The sequence below is a fragment of the Halorussus halobius genome, from assembly GCF_004765805.1.
GTDB lineage: Archaea > Halobacteriota > Halobacteria > Halobacteriales > Haladaptataceae > Halorussus > Halorussus halobius.
The window spans coordinates 421,134-444,712 of sequence record NZ_SBIU01000003.1; the positions used below are offsets into that span (position 1 = coordinate 421,134).

General features: G+C 69.4%; 21 protein-coding genes. 13 read left to right on the forward strand and 8 right to left on the reverse strand.

What is annotated here, in order from left to right:
• Nucleotides 1-71 precede the first annotated feature (71 nt).
• Together EPL03_RS08895 and EPL03_RS08900 are read left to right on the forward strand one after the other, a co-directional pair.
• Complete coding sequence (locus EPL03_RS08895; protein WP_135828985.1) at nucleotides 72-635, forward strand: (2Fe-2S)-binding protein; 564 nt, start codon at nucleotides 72-74, stop codon at nucleotides 633-635.
• A gap of 1 nt (nucleotide 636) precedes the next feature.
• Complete coding sequence (locus tag EPL03_RS08900; RefSeq protein WP_135828986.1) at nucleotides 637-1,593, forward strand: FAD binding domain-containing protein; 957 nt, start codon at nucleotides 637-639, stop codon at nucleotides 1,591-1,593.
• A 12-nt stretch (nucleotides 1,594-1,605) separates the two neighbouring features.
• On the opposite strand, the gene EPL03_RS08905 is transcribed toward EPL03_RS08900, so the two are convergent.
• Nucleotides 1,606-2,283: a hypothetical protein gene (locus EPL03_RS08905; protein WP_135828987.1), complete on the reverse strand. Its 678-nt coding sequence runs from the start codon at nucleotides 2,281-2,283 to the stop codon at nucleotides 1,606-1,608.
• An 88-nt stretch (nucleotides 2,284-2,371) separates the two neighbouring features.
• Here EPL03_RS08905 and EPL03_RS08910 point away from each other — a divergent pair, with 88 nt between their 5' ends.
• Together EPL03_RS08910 and EPL03_RS08915 are read left to right on the forward strand one after the other, a co-directional pair.
• Nucleotides 2,372-3,754, forward strand: coding sequence for a hypothetical protein (locus tag EPL03_RS08910; RefSeq protein ID WP_135828988.1), 1,383 nt, complete (start codon nucleotides 2,372-2,374; stop codon nucleotides 3,752-3,754).
• A gap of 1,268 nt (nucleotides 3,755-5,022) precedes the next feature.
• The gene (locus EPL03_RS08915) at nucleotides 5,023-5,421 is read left to right on the forward strand and encodes a DUF7344 domain-containing protein (RefSeq protein ID WP_135828989.1); all 399 of its coding nucleotides are present in this window, start codon (nucleotides 5,023-5,025) and stop codon (nucleotides 5,419-5,421) included.
• A gap of 118 nt (nucleotides 5,422-5,539) precedes the next feature.
• Here the strand turns inward: EPL03_RS08915 and EPL03_RS08920 are convergent, their stop codons facing one another.
• Nucleotides 5,540-6,139 (reverse strand): DNA-3-methyladenine glycosylase family protein, encoded by a 600-nt coding sequence (locus tag EPL03_RS08920; protein ID WP_135828990.1) that lies wholly within the window; start codon nucleotides 6,137-6,139, stop codon nucleotides 5,540-5,542.
• Nucleotides 6,140-6,688: 549 nt separating this feature from the next.
• Nucleotides 6,689-8,023, reverse strand: a complete 1,335-nt coding sequence (locus EPL03_RS08925; RefSeq protein WP_135828991.1) for an ATP-grasp domain-containing protein — start codon at nucleotides 8,021-8,023, stop codon at nucleotides 6,689-6,691.
• A gap of 107 nt (nucleotides 8,024-8,130) precedes the next feature.
• Here EPL03_RS08925 and EPL03_RS08930 point away from each other — a divergent pair, with 107 nt between their 5' ends.
• The 5 genes from EPL03_RS08930 to EPL03_RS08950 are packed head-to-tail and all read left to right on the forward strand — an operon-like array spanning nucleotide 8,131 to nucleotide 12,830.
• Nucleotides 8,131-9,201, forward strand: a complete 1,071-nt coding sequence (locus tag EPL03_RS08930; RefSeq protein ID WP_135828992.1) for a succinylglutamate desuccinylase/aspartoacylase family protein — start codon at nucleotides 8,131-8,133, stop codon at nucleotides 9,199-9,201.
• Nucleotides 9,202-9,251: 50 nt separating this feature from the next.
• Nucleotides 9,252-9,680: a succinate dehydrogenase, cytochrome b556 subunit gene (gene sdhC, locus EPL03_RS08935; RefSeq protein ID WP_135828993.1), complete on the forward strand. Its 429-nt coding sequence runs from the start codon at nucleotides 9,252-9,254 to the stop codon at nucleotides 9,678-9,680.
• A gap of 1 nt (nucleotide 9,681) precedes the next feature.
• Nucleotides 9,682-10,047 (forward strand): succinate dehydrogenase hydrophobic membrane anchor subunit, encoded by a 366-nt coding sequence (locus EPL03_RS08940; RefSeq protein WP_135828994.1) that lies wholly within the window; start codon nucleotides 9,682-9,684, stop codon nucleotides 10,045-10,047.
• 3 nt (nucleotides 10,048-10,050) lie between these two features.
• A complete protein-coding gene (locus tag EPL03_RS08945; protein ID WP_135828995.1) occupies nucleotides 10,051-10,926 on the forward strand; it encodes a succinate dehydrogenase/fumarate reductase iron-sulfur subunit in 876 nt (291 codons plus the stop codon).
• Between the two features lie 14 nt (nucleotides 10,927-10,940).
• Nucleotides 10,941-12,830: an FAD-binding protein gene (locus tag EPL03_RS08950; protein WP_135828996.1), complete on the forward strand. Its 1,890-nt coding sequence runs from the start codon at nucleotides 10,941-10,943 to the stop codon at nucleotides 12,828-12,830.
• Between the two features lie 53 nt (nucleotides 12,831-12,883).
• Here EPL03_RS08950 and EPL03_RS08955 read toward each other — a convergent pair whose 3' ends face one another.
• The 3 genes from EPL03_RS08955 to EPL03_RS08965 all read right to left on the reverse strand — a co-directional run bounded on the left by EPL03_RS08955 (nucleotide 12,884) and on the right by EPL03_RS08965 (nucleotide 16,003).
• Nucleotides 12,884-13,084: a XapX domain-containing protein gene (locus EPL03_RS08955; protein WP_135828997.1), complete on the reverse strand. Its 201-nt coding sequence runs from the start codon at nucleotides 13,082-13,084 to the stop codon at nucleotides 12,884-12,886.
• Between the two features lie 272 nt (nucleotides 13,085-13,356).
• Nucleotides 13,357-13,554, reverse strand: coding sequence for a DUF7556 family protein (locus EPL03_RS08960; protein WP_135828998.1), 198 nt, complete (start codon nucleotides 13,552-13,554; stop codon nucleotides 13,357-13,359).
• 151 nt (nucleotides 13,555-13,705) lie between these two features.
• A complete protein-coding gene (locus EPL03_RS08965) occupies nucleotides 13,706-16,003 on the reverse strand; it encodes a PKD domain-containing protein (RefSeq protein WP_135828999.1) in 2,298 nt (765 codons plus the stop codon).
• 404 nt (nucleotides 16,004-16,407) lie between these two features.
• Here EPL03_RS08965 and EPL03_RS08970 point away from each other — a divergent pair, with 404 nt between their 5' ends.
• The 3 genes from EPL03_RS08970 (at nucleotide 16,408) to EPL03_RS08980 (ending at nucleotide 19,656) form a co-directional block, all read left to right on the forward strand.
• The gene (locus EPL03_RS08970; RefSeq protein ID WP_210424946.1) at nucleotides 16,408-17,472 is read left to right on the forward strand and encodes a DUF1616 domain-containing protein; all 1,065 of its coding nucleotides are present in this window, start codon (nucleotides 16,408-16,410) and stop codon (nucleotides 17,470-17,472) included.
• Between the two features lie 69 nt (nucleotides 17,473-17,541).
• Complete coding sequence (locus tag EPL03_RS08975) at nucleotides 17,542-18,135, forward strand: metal-dependent hydrolase (RefSeq protein WP_135829000.1); 594 nt, start codon at nucleotides 17,542-17,544, stop codon at nucleotides 18,133-18,135.
• 111 nt (nucleotides 18,136-18,246) lie between these two features.
• On the forward strand, nucleotides 18,247-19,656 hold the full coding sequence (locus EPL03_RS08980) for a hypothetical protein (protein ID WP_135829001.1): 1,410 nt from the start codon (nucleotides 18,247-18,249) through the stop codon (nucleotides 19,654-19,656).
• A gap of 592 nt (nucleotides 19,657-20,248) precedes the next feature.
• On the opposite strand, the gene EPL03_RS08985 is transcribed toward EPL03_RS08980, so the two are convergent.
• Together EPL03_RS08985 and EPL03_RS08990 are read right to left on the reverse strand one after the other, a co-directional pair.
• Complete coding sequence (locus tag EPL03_RS08985) at nucleotides 20,249-21,271, reverse strand: lipid II:glycine glycyltransferase FemX (protein WP_135829002.1); 1,023 nt, start codon at nucleotides 21,269-21,271, stop codon at nucleotides 20,249-20,251.
• Nucleotides 21,272-21,285: 14 nt separating this feature from the next.
• Nucleotides 21,286-22,929, reverse strand: a complete 1,644-nt coding sequence (locus EPL03_RS08990; RefSeq protein WP_135829003.1) for an alkaline phosphatase family protein — start codon at nucleotides 22,927-22,929, stop codon at nucleotides 21,286-21,288.
• Nucleotides 22,930-23,154: 225 nt separating this feature from the next.
• On the opposite strand from EPL03_RS08990, the gene EPL03_RS08995 reads away from it, so the two are divergent.
• Nucleotides 23,155-23,385 (forward strand): hypothetical protein, encoded by a 231-nt coding sequence (locus EPL03_RS08995; protein ID WP_135829004.1) that lies wholly within the window; start codon nucleotides 23,155-23,157, stop codon nucleotides 23,383-23,385.
• Nucleotides 23,386-23,579: the final 194 nt, after the last annotated feature.

Genomic DNA, 23,579 nt, shown 5'->3' on the forward strand with positions numbered 1-23,579 from the left:
CGAGCGAACTCGGGCCCGTTTCTTCCGCACCCAGCAAAGGTATTAGTGGCTCCCTCCGGGAGTTGGGTGCGATGAGCGAACACGACGTCACCCTGACCGTCGACGGCACCGAGGAGCGCCTCACCGTCGAGGCCCGGACCCTGCTGGTCCACGCGCTCCGGGACGACCTCGGCTACACCGCCCCGAACGTGGGCTGCGAGTCGGGCAAGTGCGGGGCCTGCACGGTCGGCCTCGACGGCGAGGCGGTCAAGTCGTGCATGGTGCTCGCGGTGCAGGCCGACGGCTCCGAGGTCACGACCGCCGGCGGGCTCGCGGACGGCGACGACCTCCACCCGGTCCAGCGAGCGTTCCACGAGGAACACGCCCTCCAGTGTGGCTACTGCACGCCCGGCATGGTGACGACCGCGACCGAACTCCTCGACGAGAATCCCGACCCGGACCGCGAGGAGATACGGACCGCGCTGAAGGGCAACGTCTGCCGATGCACCGGCTACCAGAACGTCGTGGACGCGGTCGAGTCGGCCGCCGCCGCGGTCGGCCCGGAAGCGACGACCGGCGACTGGACGCCCGAGCCCACCGGCGACTCGCCGACGGGCGAGCGCCCCGGCGAGACCCCGCCCGGAGGCGGGGACTGAGATGTTCCCCGAGGAGTTCGACTACCACCGGGCGACCAGCGTCGAGGAGGCGCTGGAGCTGCTGGCGACTCACGCCGACGAGGACGGCGACCCCGAGGGCGGTGACGCCGACGTCGCCGTCCTCGCGGGCGGACAGGGCTTGCTCCCCGCGATGAAGGCCCGCGAGTCGACTCCCGATGTCGTGGTGGACGTGAGCGACCTCGACTCGCTCCGGGGGGTCGAAGCGCCCGAACGCGGCGGGGACGACGACGCGGACGGCTCGCTCGCGGTCGGCGCGCTCGCGACCCACGCGACCCTCGCCGACTCGCCCGCCGCGGGCGAGCGCGCGACCGTGCTGGCCGCGACCGCCGGCGAGGTCGCCGACCGACAGATACGGAATCGCGGGACCGTCGGCGGGAACCTCGTGGAGGCCCATCCGGCCGCCGACCTCCCGGCCGCGACGGTCGCGGCCGACGCCACGCTCGCGCTCGCCGGCCCAGACGGCGAGCGCGCGATACCGGCCGAGGAGTTCTTCGAGGGCGACGGGGAAACCGCCATCGAGAACGGGGAACTGCTGACCGAGATTCGCGTCCCGAGCGCGCGGGCGGCCGGCGGCGCGTACGCCAAGAAGCCCCATCCGGCCTCGGGGTTCGCGCTCGTGGGCGTCGCGGCCTCGGTCGCGGTCCGCGACTGGACGGTGACCGACGCTCGCGTGGTCGCCAGCGGCGCGACCGACGCGCCCGCCCGCCTCCGAGGCGTCGAGGACGCGCTGGTCGGCGGTGGGGCCGACCGCGAGACGATTGCGGACGCGACCGAGCGAGCGGGCGAGGACGTCGACCCTAAGGAGGCGCGGGCCGACGCGACCGCCTCCGGCGAGTTCCGGGTCCACCTGCTGTCGTCGTACGCCGAGCGCGCGGTGACGAGCGCCGTCGAGCGCGCGACCGGTCGCGCCGCGTCGGCGGAGCCCCGCGAGGACTGACGAACGGGACGGTCAAAACGGGGCCTGCGACCCGCGACTCGGCCCGCGTTCGGGCGGGTCGGCGTTCGAGTTCCCGGACGCGGCCGGGTCGCTCGCGCCGCCCGCGCTCCGATTCGGATTCGCCGAGAGGTCGCCGGTTTCGAGGTACGTCGCTTCGAGGTCGGCGAGCTGCCGGTTTATGGTCCCGCTGTCGTGGTGCATCTCGGCGGCCCGGACCCGGACGAGGTCGTAGTCGTGTCGGTCGGCGAGCCCGTTCCACGCCCGGAACGACCCCACCGTGAGGGTGTGGGTCTGCGGGCAGAACGGCGTCGTGGGCGTGAACTCCGCCCGGAGGACGGAGGGGTCGTCGTCCTCGGTGAGGTCGTCGAACCCCGCCGCGAGGTCGCCGGTCGCCTCGGGGTCGTCGCCGTCCGCCTCGGCGTACCGGTAGCCGGCGCGCTCGTGGCGGGTGTCGAGGTTGAGTCGCGCGAGGTTGTAGTCGAAGGTCATGTCGTAGACCCCGCGCTCCTCGAACAGTTCGCGGGTCGTCTCGTGGAAGGCGACGTGGTCCTCACCGTCGAGCACGTCGTGGCCCTGGAGGAACGGCCCGGGAACCGGAAGGTGGTCGGGGACGAACTCGTCGTCGTCGTCGAAGAGCCCGTCGGCCTCGTCCGAATCGTCGTCGCCGAAGTGCGATCGGAAGGGGTTCATGTGCGTTCGTACGCCCCGTCGCGGCGTGTGCGTAGTCCCGAACACGTTCGGAATCAGACCGAGGTGCGCGTCGGTCCAACCCCGAGGCATGGGAGCGATTCCGGGCGACCTCAACACCGACAGCCAGCCCCCGATGACGGTCCCGCTGCGCCACTTCCTCGTGGCGCTGGGGTTTCTCGCCGTCGGGTGCGTCGTCGGACTCCTCGCGGCGCTCGACGCCGGCCCCGCCCGGGCGGGGCTCGCGCACGTCCACCTGCTGCTGGCGGGGTGGGTCTGCGTGACCATCATGGGCGCGATGACCCAGTTCGTGCCGGTGTGGTCGGGGACCGCCATCCACTCGCGTCGGCTCTCGGTCGCCCAGTTGTGGCTCGTGACGCTCGGGTTGGCGGGACTCGCGGGCGCGCTGCTCGCGGGCGCGCTGGCGTGGACGCCGGTCTTCGGCGGCCTCGCGCTCGCGGGGTTCTGGACGTTCGTCTACAACGTCGGGCGGACCCTGCTGGGCGTCCGCCCGTTCGACGTGACCGAGCGCCACTTCGCGCTCGCGCTCGGCTTCTTCCTCGTCGTGACCGCCTTCGGGTGGGTGCTCGCGCTGGGCTACGTCGTCCCGGTGTTCGAGGGCCTCGCGGTCCCGGTCGGCGACGGCTCGATTTCGCGGGGCGAGTTCCGGCTGGCCCACGCCACGCTGGCGGTGTTCGGCGCGATACTGTCGACCGTGCTGGGCGCGCTCTACCAGCTCGCCACGATGTTCACTCAGACCGAACTCCACGGCGTCGACGTCCCGCTCCGGCGATTCGAGGAGGTCGGCTATCCGGCGGGCGTCGTCGCGCTGGCGGCCGGCCGGCTGTTGGGCCTCGCCGACCTCGCGCGGGTCGGCGGCGTCCTCGTCGCGGCCGGTCTGCTCGGGTTCGCGGTCGTGCTGGCCCGCCGGCTGTACGAAACGCGCGTCGAGCGGACGCCGATGCTCTCGCGGTACGCCGTGGTCCCGGTCGCGGTCGGACTCTGGGTCGCGCTCGCGATTCCCGCGTGGCTCGCCGCCCCGCTCGCGCCGGCGGGGCTGTTCGGCGCGCCCGGAACGGCTCACCTGCTCGCGTTCGGCGTCGTCGGGTTCGTCGTCGTCGGCACCGTCTACCACGTCGTCCCGTTCGTCGTCTGGGTCCACCGGTACAGCGACCTGCTCGGGTTCGAGGACGTGCCGATGATAGACGACCTCTACGACGGCCGGCTCGCGGCGGTCGACTTCTGGCTGCTGGCGGCGGGCGTCGCGGGACTGGTGGCCGGCGACCTGCTCGGAACGCCGGGCGCGGTCGCGGTCGGGGGCGTCTGCACGCTGGCCGGGGTCGTCGTCTTCAGCGCGAACGTCCTGCTGGTCGTCCGCAGGCACGGTCCGCACTCGGTTCTCGGAGTGCTGTGGAGTCGGTTCGCGTCCGAGGAGGACACCGAGTCGTCGGAGTCCGTTGGAGGCGTTTCCTGAGCGAGTGACGCGCTGTCACGAGGCCGTGGAAGCGACTACCCCCGTGAAACGAAATTTCGGCGGACGACCGCGTTTCCCACCCGGAACCGAGATACAGTCGAGTTCGTCGACGTATCAACCAGTAATCTCTTGTAATCTAACGACGTTCGTATTGCATATGTTAGGGAAGTCGGCGTTGAAGAAAGTTCGACGGCTAGGCGTTATCGTTGCTGGCCTGAGTCTTCTCCTGACACTGATGATGGGCCATCAACTCTACGTCTTCTATCACTCCCCGCCCGCAATTCTTCGAGCGGAGGCACCACCCGGAACGCTGGACGCGGTGATAATCCTCACAGGTTGCATCACCGTCGTCCCGGGGCTGTACATTACTCGCCAGATATATCGCTGGTCTACGGCGGACCGCGAGTAAACCGAGAACTTACGAAACACCCCACGAGAATCCCTCGAACGACGTGCCAGTAGCGGCCGAAATTCGAAGTTCAACGTATAGACCATTGGCGAAGGCGATCTTCGACCCCGTAGTAACGGATCAGAACGACACAAATAGAGAGAATGACGACGAATGTAGCTATCACACTATTATAAACGATGGGGTCGACATCGCCGCTACTGTACCTAATAAACGCAGGTACGGTATGGAAGAGGACGATTATCCAAATTACTTGAGCTATCCCCGAGAGAGCGGCTTTCAATGACTTCTCCGGATGATGATTTGGAGTCATAATACCCAAAACATATATAAATATAACTGAAAAGATGGCGTCCAATTCCGATACCATTGGAGCAGTATATAATATTACTAGTTTGAAAAATCTATCGTAATTATAGTAGAATATGAACCCTATTCCGAGGTGAAGTCCGGTAGATTCCCCTGCTGGGCGACGTGGCGAAAGCAGACTGGTGGAAGAGACGTCGTCCGGAGTTCGGAGCTGTTCAAACTGGGCGAAGGCCGTAACACGTTAGAGACGTATCTTCGTTGACGGAACGTGTGCGCCCGGAACACTAACCTCCAGCGTCATCCCGTGGCGGCGTGCCGCGTCGGCTGGCAAACCCTCGTGCCGGGCGGACTAATTCGGGGTAGCCGACCCACTGGTCTGTCGCGTACCCGGGTTCTCCGCGCTGTCATCGTTCCCGCGTGGGACTGCTCGGGCGGGGACTTGAGGTACGCACTCGCCACTACGGTCCGGTTCCGATTAAGGGTTTCCGAAGAGGACACCTAATCCTTTAGGTCCCGTGCTTTTCCACCCGGAGCGTCCACGTAAGAGTGCATGATGAACACGGACACCCCGAACGCGGCCGGCGACTACGGCGGAGGGCGGGACGTCTCTCCCGCGCTGGACGCCACGCTCGACCTCCTGTCGAACCGCCGGCGTCGGTTCGTCCTCTACGCTCTTCGGGACCGAGAGGGCGCGATGGGCGTCGAGGAACTCGCCGAGCAGGTGGCGGCGTGGGAGCGCGACGCCGACGAGTCCGTGCCCGCGTCGGGGTCGAGCGACGGCGTCCGGACCCAGCGGGTGCTCGCGGACCTCCATCACTGCCAACTGCCCCGACTGACGGAGGCCGGAGCCGTCAGCTACGACGCCGAGGACGAGTTCGTGTCGCTCGCCGCCGCCGACCCGCTCGCGGAGTACCTCGACCTCGCCGCCCGCGAGGAAGACGTCCGCTGAGCGCCGCGCGTCGGCCCGCTGATTCGGCCCGCCGTCGAGTCCCCTGGCCAGTTCATCTGCCGCCCGTTCCGCTTCGGCCCTCCAGTTTCGCCCCCGAATCCGCGTTACGACCGCCCCGTCACTCCCCGTCCTCGACCCGCCAGAGGTAGCGACTGGCGTAACTCCGATAGGGTGCCCATCGCTGGGCGCGGTCGACCATCTCTGCGCGAGTCAACTCCTCGTCGAAGACCGTCTCCATCCCCTTGCGGATGCCGAGGTCGCCGACCGGGAACACGTCCGGCCGGCCGAGCGAGAACACGAGCTGCATGTTCGCGGTCCACTCGCCGACGCCCGTGATGGACGTCAGTTCGGCCACCACGTCGGCGTCCGGCATGTCGGCGAAGTACGACCGCGAGTAACCCTCCGTGCGGAACGCCTCGGCGACGTTCTTGACGTAGTCGGCCTTGGCCGCCGAGAGGCCGGCGTCCCGCAGCACCTCGGGGTCGGCGTCGAGGATGCCCTCGGGCGTGACCGTCACGGCGTCGAACAGTCGCTCGCGGGTCGCGGCCGCGGAGGCCATCGACACCTGCTGGCGCAGGATGGAGGTGACGAACCGGGCGAAGAAGTCGTCGGCCGGCTCGACGGTTACGGGGCCGTGGGCCTCGACCAGCGGGCCGAGATAGGCGTCCTCGCCGAGTGCGGCGTTCGGGTCCGGGGCGACGTTCGGGTCCTCGGTCATTCGAGCGCAAGTAGGGACGCGGGCGTAATGAGCCCACGGCTTCGGGTCGAGACGCCAACTGGATTCGGTTCGCGGTTCGTTGCTCGGACGTGTCCCCATCGGCGCTCGCTGATTCGGCGTTCACCATCGGTGCGTGCGGGCGCGGCCTCCGTGCCACGCCCAATCGCGCGAGGGATGAGGACCGCAACGAAGTGAGGACCGCAATCGGGTGGGGAGGACGAGGTGCGGTCGCGGTGCGGGGCGGTGCAGTCACTCAGTTGTCGAGGCTGAAGTTCGCTTCTTCGACTTTTCACCACGGAATTACGAGTCGGAGAAGCTAGCTACTGCCGAGGCAAATGAGTGACCGCACCGCCCCGCGACCGCACAGCGGGAGCCTCACCCCGCCCTAGCCTCGGGGCGCACGAGAGCGCCTCTCCCTCGCGCGCTTCGGCGCGGTCACGAGGACCGCGCCAGCGCGCGCCGACGCGAGACGAATCGGGAATAGCGCGTGCCGTGGAAAACCAGCCCGCAAGCGACGACAGAGAGAAACCGAATCGTCCAGCCGAACTCCTACTCCTCGGTCTCTTCCTCGCGGTCGACCCGGCGGCGCACGTCCACCTGGTAGTTCTTCAGGATGTCCCGACCCAGCAACACCGGGTAGTCCATGTGGCCCCGGTCCTCGACGCTGGCGGTCACGGTGTGGCGATTGCCCCCGACGCCGACCACCACGTCCACGACCGGCCGGGACCGACTGGACTTGCTGGAGCCGGACTTGACGCGGGCGATGCTCTTGATGGGTCCCGCGCCGATTTTGGCCGCGAGCTTGGTGTCGATGCTGGTCCGGGTCGCGCCCGTGTCGGACTTGGCGGTGACCGTCTCCGAGCCGGAAGTACCGCTGAGTACGACGTCTTCGGTGTAGCCGACGACCACGGGTTCGGTCGGACCGGTGTCCCTGGGCCGGGGCTTGCACGCGGGCACCGAGTCGTCGAGCGCGGCGGTCAGCTCCTCGACCCGGCGCTCGTCGACCGTGCCACCGCCGCGCTCGATGGCGAGTTGGGCGATGTACGGCGCGGCGCTGCGCTCGGTGGCCTCGAACAGCCCCTTGAACCCGGCGGTGGGGTTGACCTCGAGGACGTGCCAGCCGTCGTGGCCCTCGATGAGGTCGACGCCCGCGTAGTCGAGGCCGACCACGTCGGCGGCCTCGCGGGCGATGTCGGCCACCTCGCGGGGCATCGTGTCGGTGGCGTCCTCGACGGCCCCGCCGAGCGCGACGTTGGTCCGCCAGTCGTTGTCGGGCGCGTAGCGGTTCATCGCGCCCACGATGCGGTCGTCCACGACGTACACCCGGAGGTCGCGGTGCTTGCCCTCGTCGCGCTCGATGAGTTCCTGCAAGAAGGCCTGCCGGTCGCCCACGCGGGGGTTGACCAGTTCGTCCGGGCCGACCTTCCACGTCCCGCCGCCGTGGGTGCCGATGGCGGTCTTGTACACCGCCTCCTCGCCGAAGGTGGACCGACCGTCGTTGAGCCGGTCGTTCGACAGCGCGAGCAGGGCGTCGGGCACCGGGAGGCCAGCGTCGGCCAGCGCGGTCGCGGTCGCGAACTTGTGGATGGCCGTCATCACGGAACTGGGCCCGTTGAGCACCGGCACCAGCGAGTCGTATATCTTGGCGAGCCCGAGCGCCTCCGAGGGCTGTTCGGTGTTCGACAGCAGGAGCCTGTTGGCCACGACGTCGACCTCCGGTTCGAGGCGGGTCTCGTCGTTCTGGATGTCGACCGCCGTGTTCTCCTCGCGGAGCCACAGCGGCGTGTGACCGAGGTCCTCGACCGCGTTCAGGATGGCCTTGGTCTCTTTGCTGTTGTGGAGGCTCAGTACGCCGACCCGCACGTCCGACCCGTCAGTACCCATTTGTGCGTGGACAGTCGCCCGCGAGGCTTAAAAAACGAAGACATCGGCGTCCGACCGGCCGGTTCGACTGCCCCGTCTTTATATAGGGCGGGGTCCGAGTGGGTGATATGACCGGCTCGGACCCGGACCCCGACGCCTTCACGTACAACGGCGGCATCGTCGAACCGGGCGAGACCCAGAACATCCGGTACGGCATCAGCGAGACGTATCTGGGCGACCCGGTTCGCATCCCCGTTACCATCGTGAACGGGGCCGAGTCCGGGCCGACCGTGTTCCTGTCGGCGGCGGCCCACGGCGACGAACTCAACGGGATAGAGGTGGTCCGGGAGGTCGCCCAGGACTGGAACCACGACGACCTCCGGGGCACGCTGGTCTGTCTCCCCGTGCTGAACGTCCCCGGATTCATCGCCCAGGAGCGCTATCTCCCCATCTACGACCGGGACCTCAACCGGTCGTTCCCGGGCCGGGCAGGGTCGACCAGCGCCAAGCGGATGGCCGACCAGATATTCCGGAACTTCGTGGAGCCGTGCGACGTGGGACTGGACTTCCACACCTCCACGCGCGGACGGACGAACATGCTTCACGTCCGAGCGGACATGGCCGACCCCGAGGTGGCCAGACTCGCGAAGGCGTTCGGCTCGAACGTCGTCATCTCCTCGGAGGGGCCCTCCGGGACCCTCCGCCGGGAGGCCTCCGACGCCGACATCCCGACCATCACCATCGAGATGGGCGAGGCCCACCGCTTCCAGCGGGAGTTCATCGACCGGGGGCTGGAGGGCGTCGCCAGCGTCCTCGCGGAGTACGGTCTCGAAAGCACCGCCTCGGTCAAGTGGCCGGGGTGGCGAACCGTCATCGACGACGCCAAGGAGAAGACGTGGCTCCGGGCGGACGCGGGCGGACTGGTCGAGATGCACCACGACCGGGGGTCGCTGGTGTACGAGGGCGACACCATCTGCACCATCACCAACCCGTTCAAGACCGACCGCGAGCCGGTCGACGCGCCGTTCACCGGGCTGCTCGTCGGGATTCTGGAGAACCCCGTGGTCTACCCCGGCAACCCGTTGTGTCATATGGTCGAACTTTCGGCGAAGACCCGGCGAGCGCTCAAGCGCGAGCGCGCCCGGGGCGAGCCAGTCGAGAATCCGTCGCCGCCGCCAGCCGGGTCTGCGAGTCGGTAGCAGGTAGAAACTTCTATTTGCCCACAGTCCAACCTCCCGAACGGACAAGTATGAGTCAATCGTACAATCGAGGCCTCGTCGAGGACTTCGGCCGGTGGCGCGAGTTCACCGCCGGGATGTGGGCCTGGATACTTCACAAGTTCAGCGGGTGGGTTCTCATCGGCTATCTGTTCACCCACATCGCCGTGCTGAGCACCGCTATCCCGGGCGCGAACGGAGCGACCGCGATGCTGAACGGCGAGCAGGTCAACGTCTACACGGCCACGATTCAGGGGCTGGAGATGCTGACCGTCGTTCGCATCATGGAGGTCGGCCTGCTCGCGGTCGCGGTCTTCCACATTCTCAACGGGGTCCGGCTGCTGTTCGTCGACCTCGGCGTGGGACTCGAAGCACAGGACAAGAGCTTCTACGCCTCGCTGGTCGTGACCGGTGCCATCGTGCTGGCGAGCATCCCGACGTTCCTCGAGGGGGCGTTCTGAGATGGCCGAACGCTACTCCTCGTTCCGGAGCGGGAGCCTCCCGTGGCTGCTCCAGCGGGTGACCGCCGCGTTTCTCATCGTCGTGCTCGCGTTCCACTTCTTCCAGCTCCACTTCATCAGCCACGCCTCCGAGGTGACGTTCGGAGGGACGACCGCCCGGATGAGCGAGTGGGGCTACTTCGCCACGATGGTACTGTTCCTCGTGACCGCAACGTTCCACGGCGTCAACGGCGTATACGCCGCGCTGTTGAACCAGGGCCTGACCGGGACCGCCAAGCGCGCGGTCCAGGTCGTGCTCGGCGTTGCGGGGCTCGCGCTGGCCGCACAGGGTACCTACGTCGCGCTCGTCATGTCCGGAGTGATGTAATCCATGAGTACGCAAGTTCCGAAAGAAGACGACCGAACCGAGAGCGTCGAACACGAGGCCGAGGACGCGGCCGAACCGTCCCACGGCGACCGACGCCGACAGGAGCGGGACGCCCGCCGCCAGTCGGTGTCGGGCGCGCCCGCCGAACCCGACGAGGACACCTTCCAGTTGAAGGTGTTCCGGTACGACCCCGAAGTCGAGGCCAAGTCGGAGCCGCGCTTCGACGACTTCCCGGTCCCCCGCGAGAAGGGGATGACGGTGCTGGACGCGCTCATCTACGCCCGCGACACCTACGACACCACGCTGACGTTCCGCCATTCGTGCCGGCAGGCGGTGTGTGGCTCGGACGCGCTGTTCATCAACGGCCGTCAGCGACTCGGCTGTCAGACCCAGATAGCCGACCTCGACCAGCCGGTGCGGGTCGAGCCGCTGCCCCATCAGGACGTGGTCAAAGACCTCGTGGTCGACATGGAGCACTTCTACGACCAGATGCACGCGGTCGAGCCGTTCTTCCAGGGCGACGCGCCCGACGACGGCCTCGAAGAGCAACGCCAGAGTCGGGAGAACCGCGAGAAGATAAAGATGTCCACGCGCTGTATCTGGTGTGGCGCGTGTATGTCCTCGTGTAACATCGCGGCCGGGGACAACCAGTACCTCGGGCCGGCGGCCATCAACAAGGCCTACCGGTTTGCGATGGACGACCGCGAGGGCGAGGAGATGAAAGAACACCGCATGAACGTTCTGGACCAGGAACACGGCGTCTGGCGGTGCCAGACCCAGTTCTCCTGCACGAACGTCTGTCCGAAGGACATCCCGCTGACCGAGCACATCCAGGAACTCAAGCGGGAAGCGGTCAAGCAGAATCTGAAATTCTGGTAACCAGGTGAGACAATATGCACGAACACGACGTTCTGGTAATCGGCGGCGGCGGTGCCGGACTCCGGGCGGCCATCGCGGCCGACGAGGAAGGTGCCGACGTAGCCATCGTGACGAAGCTCCACCCGGTCCGGAGTCACACCGGCGCGGCCGAGGGCGGCATCAACGCGGCGCTCCGCGAGGGCGACGACTGGGAACTCCACGCCTACGACACGATGAAGGGGTCGGACTACCTCGGCGACGCCCCCGCCATCGAGACGCTGGCCCAAGACAGCCCCGAGGAGACCGTCCAGCTCGAACACTGGGGGATGCCCTTCTCCCGCGAGGACGACGGTCGGGTGTCCCAGCGCCCGTTCGGCGGCCTCTCGTTTGCCCGGACGACCTACGCCGGTGCGGAGACCGGCCACCACATGCTCCACACGATGTACGAGCAGGTGGTCAAGCGGGGCATCCAGGTGTACGACGAGTGGTACGTCTCGGACCTGGCGGTCACCGACCACGACGACCCCAGCGACCGGGAGTGTCACGGCGTGGTGGCCTACGACATCAAGACCGGCGAAATCGAGGGCTTCAAGGCTCGGAACGGGGTCGTCCTCGCCACGGGCGGCCTCGGGCAGGTGTACGACCACACCACCAACGCGGTCGCCAACACCGGCGACGGTGCCGCCATGGCCTACCGGGCGGGCGTCCCGCTCGAGGACATGGAGTTCGTCCAGTTCCACCCCACGACCCTGCCCTCGACGGGCGTTCTGATTTCGGAGGGCGTGCGGGGCGAGGGCGGCATCCTCTACAACGCCGAGGGCGAGCGGTTCATGTTCGAGTACGGCTACGCCAACAACGACGGCGAACTCGCCTCTCGGGACGTGGTCTCGCGGGCCGAACTCACCGAGGTCAACGCGGGACGCGGCGTCGAGGACGAGTACGTCTACCTCGACATGCGCCACCTCGGCGAGGAGCGCATCACCGACCGACTGGAGAACATCCTCCACCTCGCGCGGGACTTCGAGGGCGTCGACGGCCTCGAAGAACCGATGCCGGTCAAGCCCGGCCAGCACTACGAGATGGGCGGCATCGAGACCGACGAGAACGGCCACACCCGAATCGACGGCCTCTACGCGGCGGGCGAGTGTGCCTGCGTGTCGGTCCACGGCTCGAATCGCCTGGGCGGCAACGCCCTGCCCGAACTCATCGTGTTCGGCGCGCGCGCGGGCCGTCACGCCGCCGGCGCGGACATGGGCGAGCCCGAAATCACGACCGGGCGGACCGCCGACACCGAACCCGAAGACGACCTCGAAACCCCGGTCGAACCGGGTGCGGTCGAGGCCGGCGACGAGGACGCCGTGGCCGACGGCGGTGAGCCAACCGACGAGTCGCGCTCCTCGTCGGACCCCCGGTCCGACGGCGGGGCCGCCGTGGTCGACCCCGACGAGACGGTCCGGGGCGCGGTCGAGCGCGAGCGCGCTCGCATCGAGCGCCTGCTGGACAAAGACACCGGCGTCCAGCACGCCGAACTCCGGGCCGACCTCCAGGAGTCGATGACCGAGAACGTCAACGTGTTCCGCAACGAGGACGGCCTCGAACAGGCCCTCGAAGACATCCAGGCGGTCCGCGAGCGGTATCAGGACGTGTACGTCGACGACCCCTCGCGGACGTTCAACACCGACCTCATCCACACTATCGAGACCCGCAACCTCGTCGACCTCGCGGAGGCCATCACGCTCGGCGCGCTGGCCCGCGACGAGTTCCGGGGCGCACACTGGCGACAGGAACACCAGGAGCGCAAGGACGACGAGTGGCTCAAGCACACGATGCTGTCGTGGAACGACGGCTCGCCCGAACTCTGGTACAAGCCGGTCATCCTCGACGGCGAGAACAAGACCTACGAGCCGAAAGAGCGCAGTTACTGACTGGTTCGTCGCACCGTCGAATCAATCGGTAACCGATTTCTTCTGCCCGTCCGCTATCCCGCCAGTCCGAGCGTCGAGAGCAGGTCGACGCCGACCTCGAAGTACTCCACGACCCTGTAGCCGAGGTAGATGCCGACGATGCCCACCACGCCGGGCAGTTCGGGCGGCGCGGGCATCGGAATCCCGAGGAAGGTGAACAGCGCGCCCGTGAGGAATCCGGTCAGCAGCGCGAGCAGCGTGAGCGTGAGGTTCATTGCTCGCCGGATAGCCGCCCGACCCGGAAATGCGTTTCTGGTTCGGGCCACGTCCGGACGGACGCGAGCGCTCACGGACCGAGACACGGGTATCGACGGGTCGAGTTCGGTATCGACGGACGACGCCGCGAGCATCGGCGGACGACGCTACGAACGCCGGCTGACGAGCGCGGAACGCGCTGACTACTGTCTCGACCGGTGAGAGACCGCACGCTACGGCGACCGTACGATTGGACGTAGAACGTCGAATCGACCGAGAAGGGGTCGCGTCGCTACCGCCACTGCGAGAGGGTGTGCGACTCGTCGTACGGCATCGCGAGGTACGCCTCGTCGTTGGACACGTCCGCGATGACGGTCGTGCGGTCGTCGCCGCCGTCGTCGACCGCGAACATGACCTCTCCGTCCTCGAACGATTCCTCGACGTCGTCGGTGGGGATGCTCCAACTCAGGGGGATCACCTTGGTTCGCACGAGACCATAGCGTCGAGACCCCCTTTAGTATACGTCATCTTCCCGCTCGTAACGTAGCGTTACGCCCCGCGTACCGCGATGAAACGGTTCGTAACGGGAAGTTACGCCGGGCGCGAGGGCGTCGCTCGCCACCGGCCGCGACGGGGGCGCGTTACCGACGAGCGCGCACGAGGAGCGCGCTCACCAGCAGGGCACCGAGGGCGATCGCGACTCCGAAGCCGGGCATGGCGGTCTCGGCGTCCACGCCGGTCGTCGTCTCGACCGCGTCCGTCGTCTCGTCGGTCTCCGGCTCGCGGACCGCGACCGTCACCTCCTCGGTCGCGGTCGCGCCGTACTCGTCCTCGACGACCACCGTCACGTTCCGCGCGCCGGCCGACCCGAAGCCGTGTTCGACCGACTCGCCGGTCACCGCGCCGTCGCCGAACTGCCACGTCACGGTCGTCTCGCCCACTTCGTCGGCCACGTCGACCGAGAAGTCCCCGGCCGACCCGACCGTCAACTCGTCGGGCGCGTCGAGGTCGACTTCGGGTCGGTCGTTCACCACGACCGTCGCGGTCGCGTCGTCTTCGAGCCCGTTCTCGTCGGTGACGGTCAACTCGACCTCGCGCTCGCCCGGGCTGTCGAACGAGACGCTGGCGGTCGGCCCCGAGGCCGTCCGCTCGCCGACCGCCCACTCGTAGGCGGCCAGCGTGCCGTTCCCGGCGGTCGACCCGGCCGCCGACAGTTCGACCGGCTCGCCGACGGTCACGGCCTCGCTGGCGTCGATGGCGGCGGTCGGCGCGGGGACGACCGTCACCGCCAGCGTCGCGTCGGCCGAGGCGTTCGCCGAGAGCGCCACCGTGCCGTTCTCCTCGGCGACGACCTCGGTCGCCAGCACCGACCAGTTCCCGTCGGTCCGCTCGGCGACCCGCAGGTCCGAGACTTCGCCGTCGACCTCGTCGGTCTCGACCGTCGGCTCGACCGTGGCACCGTCCTCGACCGCGCCGTCGGGGTCGGTCACGGTCACCGCGTAGACGGGGTCGCCGGGCGGCGAGAGCGCCGAGAGGTTCGCCGGCTCGGACACCGCGAGCACGCCCGAGGCGTTCGATGCGTTCGTCGACTCCGACAGCGTGACCGACCGGACCCGCGAGTCCTCGAACGCGACCCGCGTGCCCGACTCGTTGGCGTCGGCGTCCTCGATGGCCGCGACTGCTGGGCCACCGAGCCGGACGACCCAGCCGTCGCGGTCGTCGCCGAAGCTGGTCGACTCGCCGACGGCGAGGTAGCCGCCGCCGTGGCCCTCGATCACCGGCCAGAACTTGTCCCAGTAGCTCTCGCCGCGGGTCGTCTGCCACTGGCCGTGACCCTCGTCGTCGGTCCGCACGACCCAGCCGTCCCCGCCGTCCTCGCCGCGCATGTGCTTGGCCCCCGAGACGACGTAGCCCCCGTCCGGGTCGGCGTGGACGCCGAAGAACGCGTCGTCCATCGACTGGCCGTACGTTCGGTCCCACTGGCGGTCGCCCTCCCCGTCTATCTTCACCAGCCAGCCGTCCTCGCCGCCCGAGCCCTGGCTGGCGGTCCGACCGGCGAGCACGTAGCCGCCGTCGTCGGCCGCCGCGGCGTCGTGGACGCGGTCGTACTTGCCGCCGCCGTATATCTCCCCCCACTGGCGGTCGCCGCCGTCGCCGACCTCGAACGCCCACGCGTCCGAGGGGTCGGCCGTGGTTCCCACGACCGACCCGGTCACGAGGAGGTCGCCGCCGGTCGCGAACACGGAATTGGCGTACTCGTCCGCGCCCGCGTACGACGTCTCGTAGGTCTCGGACCAGACCGGGTCGCCGTCGGCGTCGAGTTCCATCGCCCAGGCTTCGGTAGTCGAGCGGTCCTCCATCCAGCCGCCGACGTACACCTGCTCGCCGTCCCCGTCGAGCGACCAGAACGCGCCGGGGTCGTCGCCATAGGTCCGGTCCCACTGCTGGACGCCGTCCGGACCGATCTTCAGCAGCCAGCCGTTCCACGAGCCGGTGACGCCGTCGGTCGCCATCCCGGCAAGCAGGAAGCCGTCCTCCACCTGCTCGACGTCGTAGAGCCGGTCGGTGCCCGAGCCGCCGTACGTGCGCTCCCATTCGGTTTCGCCGGTCCGGTCGAGTTTGGCGACGTAGCCGTCGTGGGCGTCGCCGTCGGTGGAACTGTTCGACCAGCCCACGACGAGGTAGCCGCCGTCGACGCGAACGCCGGTCGCCAGCTTGTCGTCGTCGCCGCCGCCCACGGTGGTCGACCACCGGTCGGGCGGCGCGGTCTCGTCGTCGGTCGCGTTCCCGTCGGCGACGGAGTCCATCGCCGCGCTCGCGTTCACGGCCACCGGGCGCGCGTCGCCGTCGTCGGCTCCGTCCGCGAGCGCCACGCCGGTCGCGGCCGGAGCCGCGACGGCGAGCAGCGCCAGCAGGACGGCCATCGCAGTTCGTCTCACGCGTCGGTACCCCCGTCGGAAGTCGCGGTGCTGTCGTTCCGGAGCATGGTATCGGTCCGTTGTTCGAGGTTATTCGGCGGTTAGGCCCGTTTCACTCCGACTGCGGACGCCGGAGCGAACGTTACTCTACATGTGTTCGCGTTCGACCCTTTGTTATGTGCGCGCTGACGGCCTCGTAAGCCGGTCCTGACGGCACCGCGTCCGGTTCCGCGAGTCCGGAACGCGGAGTCGGCACGCCGGAGTGCGGGCGGAGCGCCCGCGGGGCCGACCGTCCGACGGGTCCGAGTAATCCCGGATTGAGGACCGACAGCCGGGAGATAACAAAGTACCAATCCCCCGATAGCGAGGGTAATGAGCCGTCCAACCGACCTGTGCGCGGGTCGAGTCGCCCGGGAGGCCGAGCCGTGAGCCTCGAAGCCGCCGACGAGACGCTTCGCGACCGCCTCGGTCGCCCGGGACTCCCGGTCGACCTGCTGGCGGTCACGGGCTACGCCGTGGTCGCGAGCGCGCTCCTGTTCCAGCCCAGCGTGTACGCCACCCCGCTGGCGGTCGCGCTCGGCCTGCCGCTTCTGTTCTTCGCGCCGGGGTACGCGCTCGTCTCGGCGCTGTTTCCCGGCGCGACCCCGGACGACGCCGACGCCCGAGCGTCCGACGCGCTCGCCGCCCCGGCCGGCCGGGGCGGTGTCGCTCCACGGACGCCGACCGCGGTCCACCAGCACGGGCTCTCTGTCGTCGAGCGCGCGGCCCTGGGGTTCGGCGTCAGCCTCGCGCTGCTGCCCGTCCTCGGCGTCGCGCTCGCGCTCTCGCCGTGGTCCATCGACCCGTGGCCGGTCCTGCTCTCGGTGAGCGCCATCGCGGTCGGGTGCTCGGCCGTCGGCGGGGTCCGCCGGCTCCGCCGCCCGCCGGACGGACGGTTCTCGCTCCCGGTCCGGGCGTGGGTGGGTCGACTCCGCCGGAGCCTCCGGCGCGGGTCCGCGCTCGACTCGGCGCTCACGGTGGGGCTGGCGGTCGCCGTCGTCCTCTCGGTCGCGGCGATGGGCTACGCGGTCGCCGCGCCCGCGCCCGGCGAGTCCCACACCGACGTCTCTCTGCTTACCCGCGACGCGACCGGCGAACTGGTCGCGGAGGACTATCCCCGAACGTTCGAGCGCGGGGCGAGCGAACCCCTCGTCGTGGAGGTGACGAACCACGAGGGCGAGCCCACCGACTACTCGGTGGTGGCCGAACTCCAGCGCGTCCGGCAGGCCGACGACGGGAGCCCGAGGGTCGTCGAGGACCAGCGGCTCGCGACGTTCACGCCGACCGTCGACGCTGGCGAGACCTGGCGGACGACCCACGAGGTGACCCCGACCATGACCGGCGAGGGGCTGCGGCTGACCTACCTGGTGTACGAGGGACGAGCGCCCGAGGACCCCGACGCGAGCGAGGCCTACCGACGCGTCCACGTCTGGGTGGACGTGGTGGAGTGACCGTGGAGGGCTCGAACCGATGACCGTCGCGGCGTCCGACCCCGCGACTGCGGAGGGTCGCGGCTGACCATGTGGCCGTGGGAACACCTCGCGGTGGGGTATCTGGGCTACTCGCTCGCGGTCCACCTCCTCGGGCGGCGCGCGCCGGGCGACGCCGCCGTGGTCGCGCTCGCGGTCGGCACCCAGTTTCCCGATCTGGTGGACAAGCCCCTGGCGTGGGGCCCGGGCGTGCTGCCGTCGGGCTACTCGCTCGGCCACTCCGCGTTCGCGGCGGTGCCGCTGACGCTGTTGGCCGTCGCGGTGGCGTACCGGCTCGGACGCGCGCAGGTCGGCGTGGCGTTCGGATTCGGCTACCTGAGCCACCTGCCCGGCGACGTCGTCTACCCGTGGCTGACGGGCGGCGACCTCGCGCCGACCATACTGCTGTGGCCGCTGGTCCCCGCGAGCGACGCCGCGACCGGGACGGGACTGCTCGAGGCGGTCCGGACGCTGGTCGGCCGCTACGGGGCCGAACTGGCCAGCGGCGACCTCGGCGCGTACCTCGCGATCGAGGTCGGCCTGCTGGCGTCGGTGCTGGTCGTGTGGCTGCTCGACGGGACGCCGCCGCTCCGTGCGGTGTGGTCGCGAATCGTCGGGCCCGGGGCCGGCGAGGAGACGTCGTAGCGCCCGAGACGCGTCGCCCTCGCGACGAGCGGGTCGTAGCGTCCGACTGAACGCGAACCGCCGCGACGCAGGCCGTTCATAACAATGTCCGGAAGCCCCCCACACACGCACATGACGAGCGACGACGGGCCGTCGAGCAGGCGCGCGTATCTCCGGGCGGCCGGTGTGGCCGCGGCCGCCGGACTGCTGGCGGGCTGTAACGAGCGCGAGCCCGGAACGAGGACCCGAGCGCCGGCGGGAACGACCGACGAGTCCACCGCGCGGCCGACTGCGGCGTCGACCGACGCCGGGCTCGAGACGACCGTCCCCGTCGACACCGAGGGCTACGACGAGGTCGTGAACGTCGCTGACGTGGGCGCGGACGCGTCGGGCGACGAACCCGTGAACCCCGTCCTCGACGAGCACGCTGGCGACGACACGCTGCTGTACTTCCCGCCGGGACGGTACCTGCTCGACGACTGGCGGCTCGCGGACCGCCGGAACGTCGGCGTGGTCGGAACGGACGCGACGTTCGTCCCGCCCGACGGCCACCGGAGCTACTGGCTCACGTTCGGCGAGCTCGAGGACTTCCGGTTCGAGGGCGTCACCATCGACAACCGCGCGGAGGGGGTCGCGCCCACGGTCCGGCTGGCGGTGTCGGGCGGGACGAACGTCGTCCGCGACGTGGCGGTCCGGGGCCACCGGCGCGCGCCCCGCATCGCGTTCGAGATCGAGGCGCTGACCGAGGACACCGACCTCGAATTCGAGAACGTCAGGCTGCCCGACGGCTCGACGGACGGCCACGCCATCTACGTGTTCCCCGCGAGCGTCGGCCGGTTGACGTTCCGGGACTGCCACGTCGAACACTGGTGGGAGGGGCTGTACGCCGCCTACCACTCCGGGCCGCTCCGGGTCATCGGCGGCTACTACGCCAACAACGGCATCGAGCAGGTCCGGGTCGGCGGGGGCAAGAGCGGCGCGCTGGTGCGGGGCGTGACCGTCCGCGTGGACGAGCCGCGCAACGGCGAGAACAAGCCCAACATGCGCGGCATCTGGGCCGAGGAGGGCGCGGCGGTCCGCATCGAGAACTGCGACGTCGCCATCACCGACCTCACGGGCACCTACAGCTCCGGGGGCATCGTGGTCGGCAAGCAGTTCGGCGCGGTCACGGTCGAGAACACCCGCGTCCGGACCGACGTGACCGCGCCGGCCATCAACGTCCGCGACCCGGTCGACAGCATGGAGGGCCAGACCATCCCGAGCATGGACAGCCTCCCCGAGAACTGGCAGGTCGACTGCCGGGGCCTCAGCATCGAGGGGTCGGCCGGCGACGGCGTCGCGGTGATGGCGACCCGGCGCGACGGCTGCCTGTTCGAGGACCTCTGCATCGACCACCAGGAGGGCTCGCGCGACGGCGTCGCGGTCACGGCGGCCGAGGGCGTGACCATCCGGAACGCCGCCATCGACGTGACCGGCGAGGCCATCACCAGCGAGGACGCGACCGTGGAGACCGAGGACGTGCGCACGGACGAGTCGTGCTGAACGCCGGGTTCGAGTCCACATCGGGCAGCTCCGAGAACTCGACGAATCGTTCCACCTCGGCGACACCTTCAGCGTGGCGCGCGCTGGCGTCTCGTCGAGCGAAGCGAGACGAGGCTCGTGGGAGCTTGTCTCCCACGGCGCGGCGCGCTCGTGCGCCGCGCCAAAGCGCGCGAGGGACGAGTAGCGCAGTGGAGCGAAGCGACCGAGCAACGCAGGCGGCTGGCGAGGTGTGAGGCTCTCGCTGTACGGATGCGGTCGCGGATGCGGATGCGGATGCGGATGCGGTCGCGGATGCGGATGCAGTCGCGGGTGCGGTCGCGGTCGTCTCATAGGTCTCGGCAGAAGCTAGCTTCTCGCTGCATCGTCGTTCGGTGCGGGTACTCCGTCCTGAAAAGTCCGTGGGGGAATCCCTCGCGAGGAGTTCGAGCGAGCTACTGCTTGAGCCGGGGAGAACCGCATCCGCGCTGCAACCGCACCCGCGCTGCACCGCATCCGCGCTGCAACCGATATCGCCGCTCCCGTCGCGACCGACGGTCCCATCGCACTCGCGAACGATTGGGCTGGCGCGAAAATTCCGACGACCGGCGGTGAGCTATCGGAGCCGCTTGTAGACGCTCGACAGCGCGTTCGTGACCCGAGTGCCCTTCTCCAGCGAGTAGTAAGTTTGCAGCTCCGGCCCGAACTTGGCCTTGTAGCCGCAGAGGCGCTCGGTGTTGGCCCCGACGAGGTCGTAGCGCTCGACGCCGCGCGCTTTGGCGTCGGTCATGACCGCCCAGTCCACGAGGTCGTTGACCGGGAGGTCGCGGTCGTGCTTCGCGCCGCCCTGCCAGCGGTAGACCGCGTCGCCGCGTTCCGCGACTATCATGCCGCCCGCGACCTCGCCGTCGATTTCGCAGGCGTAGGGCCGCAACGCCCCCTCGGGCAGTCGCTCGTGGAGGTCGACCACGAACTCGGGGGTCACGCCGTAGCGCTCGTCCTGCTCGTCGTGGCGGGCCCGCACCTGCGCGATGACCGTCTCGATCTCGTCGGGGCCGCCCTCGTACACCCGGTAGTCGCCGTCGGTCCGGACGTTGTTGCGGGCGTCGCTGGAGAACGAGCCCAGCAGGTCGTCCTCGTCGGGCGTCAGGTCGACGCTGTAGGTGTGGCGCACGTCGACGTCGAACTCGCGCCACTCGAACGGCCGGACGTCGCGGAACCGCGGGTCCGACCGGACGTGGACGTACTTGGGGTCGAGTTCGCGGTCGAGCCAGTCGAGACAGCCGTGGACGAACCGCTTGGTCCGGCGCTCGCGCTTGCGGCGCTTGAGTTTCCCGTGGTTGAGCAGCGCCGGCCCGAGGTAGGGGACGCCCAGCCCCGGCGCGGGCGAGAACGCCGTCGCCATCCCGCCGGCCCGCTTCTCGAAGATCGGAAGCAGGCCGACGGGTTCGTGGCCCTTGTAGCCGACCAGCGCGTGATACTCCGCGTCGGCGTGGTCGGCCTGCACCGCCAGCGATTCCCGGTAGTGGAAGGCGTTGGTGCCCGGCGACCGGTCGACGAGGTCGTTCCAGTCGTGGTGGTCGAAGTCGGACGCGCGTCCGACCGTGATGCCGTCGTTGTCCAAGATGGTGACGCTCATGCTGTGGAGGTCCGCTATTCGAGGTAGCCAAGGTCCGCGAGCCGGGCCTCGACGTCGCCGTCGTCGGTCGAGGCCCGTTCGCCCGCGTCGAACGCGGGGTACGATTCAGTGCCGGCCGGCTCGACCGGTGACAGGACCGAGCCGTCCATCCGGTCGCTGGCCGGGCAGCCGAGCGTCGCCAGCACCGTGGGCGCGACGTCGAACAGATGGGCTCCGGCGAGGCCGGCGTCGGGGTCGACGTCCGCGCCCGCAATCGCCACCACGCCGTCGCGCTTGTGGTTGTAGGGTTCGCTTGGCGGGCCGAACGTCCCGCCGCCGACCCGCGCCGAGAGGAACTCGTCGTACTCCCGTGGCACCGTGAGCACGTCCGGCGCGGCCTCGACGTGGGGCCCGGAGAAGACCGCCTCGCGTCTGACCACGCGCTCGAACACCGGCTCTCCGTCGGGCGTCTCGACCGCCGACAGCAGGTCGACGAGTTCGTCGCGGACCGCCTCGTACTCGTCGGGGTCGACGGTGCCCTCGGGCTCGCGGCCCGCGAGGTTCACCCGGACGCCGAGCTCGATGCGGTCGCGGACGTAGGCCCGCGAGGCCGGGAAGTCGACCTGCTCGGCGGCCGCGCGGGCGAGGTCGGCGGGGACGCGTTCGGCGACGAACTCGGCGAGCCCGACCGAGTCGAGCGCGGCCTCGATTCGCTGTGCGGTGAGTCCCACCGACGCCAGCGCGTCGAGCGCTCGCTCGGCCGGCGGGCGGTCGGTCCCGCCCCCGGCCGCGCGCTCGCCGTCCTCGCCCGCCCGAAGCCGGTCGTCGGCGATGGTCGTCCAGGTGGGCATCCCCTCGCCGTCGGTCGTCGTCTCGACCAGCCCGCGCCGCCGGAGGAGCTCGTTCGGGCGGAACTCGTAGCCCGTGTACTCGCCCATCCCGTGGTCGCTGGCGACGACGACGGTGTCGGGGTCGCAGGTCGACAGAATCTCGCCCACCTGCTCGTCGACCGCCTCGTAGACGGCCCGGACCGTGTCGTCGTCGCCCGGGAACTCGTGGAACACGGTGTCGGTCTGCTGGAACTGGACGAAGCCGAAGTCGGGGTCGAACCGCTCGACCAGATACCGGAACGCCTCGCCGCGCATTGCCACCAGCCGGCGGTACCACTCGACCGCTCGCTCCTCGTCGTCGACCTCGCGGGGCGCGTACACCCGGTAGTCGCCGACCGCCTCCCGGACGTCTTCGAGCAGTCCCTCGGGATGACAGGTGGGGTCCTCGGGCGCGGTGTAGCCCGGCACGACCGCGCCGTCGATCTCGGCGGGCGGGCTCGTCACGGGCGCGTTGACCACGACGCTCGACCGGCCGCGACCGTCGAGCAGCTCCCAGAGCGACGGTTCGCGGACGTGGGTCGCGTTCACCACGTCCCAGTCGTAGCCCTCGAACGTCAGGAAGCCGTACACGCCGTGCTTGCCCGGGTTCGTCCCGGTGTACAGCGAGGGCCACGCGCTCGGCGTCCACGGCGGAATCTGGGACTCCAGTCGTCCGACTGCGCCGGCCTCGAACACCGACGCGAGGTTCGGCACCGCGCCCGCCTCGACGAGCGGGTCGAGGACCGACCGGCATCCGGCGTCGATGCCGATCAGCAGCGTCTCCACGTTCGCTTGCGGGGAATCGGCCATCGTATCCCCAAAGCGTGGGTCGACCCTTTGTTATTCGTCGGCTGTCGGACCCCAAACGCGACCTACCCGGGAAACGGGCGATTACGGGGCCGATGTGCGGTGGAAAGGACTCCTTTCGGGGCGTCGTTCCGACCGTTGCGCCGGCGGCCATTACTTTTAAATTGAGGATTTGAATTGAATCCGAGTCGGAACCTTTAAGAATAGATAGTGTGGCATTGAAGTCGCATGGCACGCGACGAGACGGCGCGCGAACCCGACCCCGAACCGCTGCTCGACCGCCGGGCGTACCTCCGGCTGGCCGGCGCGACAGCGGTTGCGGTCGCAGTGGCAGGTGCGAGTGAGTCGGCGGACGCCGCCGACCACGATTCGACTCCCGCTGACGAGACACGGCCCTCACGGAGCAGTCGCGGCGACCGCTCCGAGACCGCCGCGAGCCCCGTCCGGTCCCGACGCTGACGCTGCCCTCCTCGCCCGTGGCCTCGAACGCCACCGGCGCTCGGCTCGCGTCGACCCCTCCACCACAACTATCGGTCCGAGAACCATTTCACACCGTTGCGCGCGAGCCGCCGGGAAGGAACCCGACGACGTCCGTCACCAAATCGTGCGCTTGGAGCCTTGATAGCGAACGGACGCGGTTTCCGCGCGAGAGC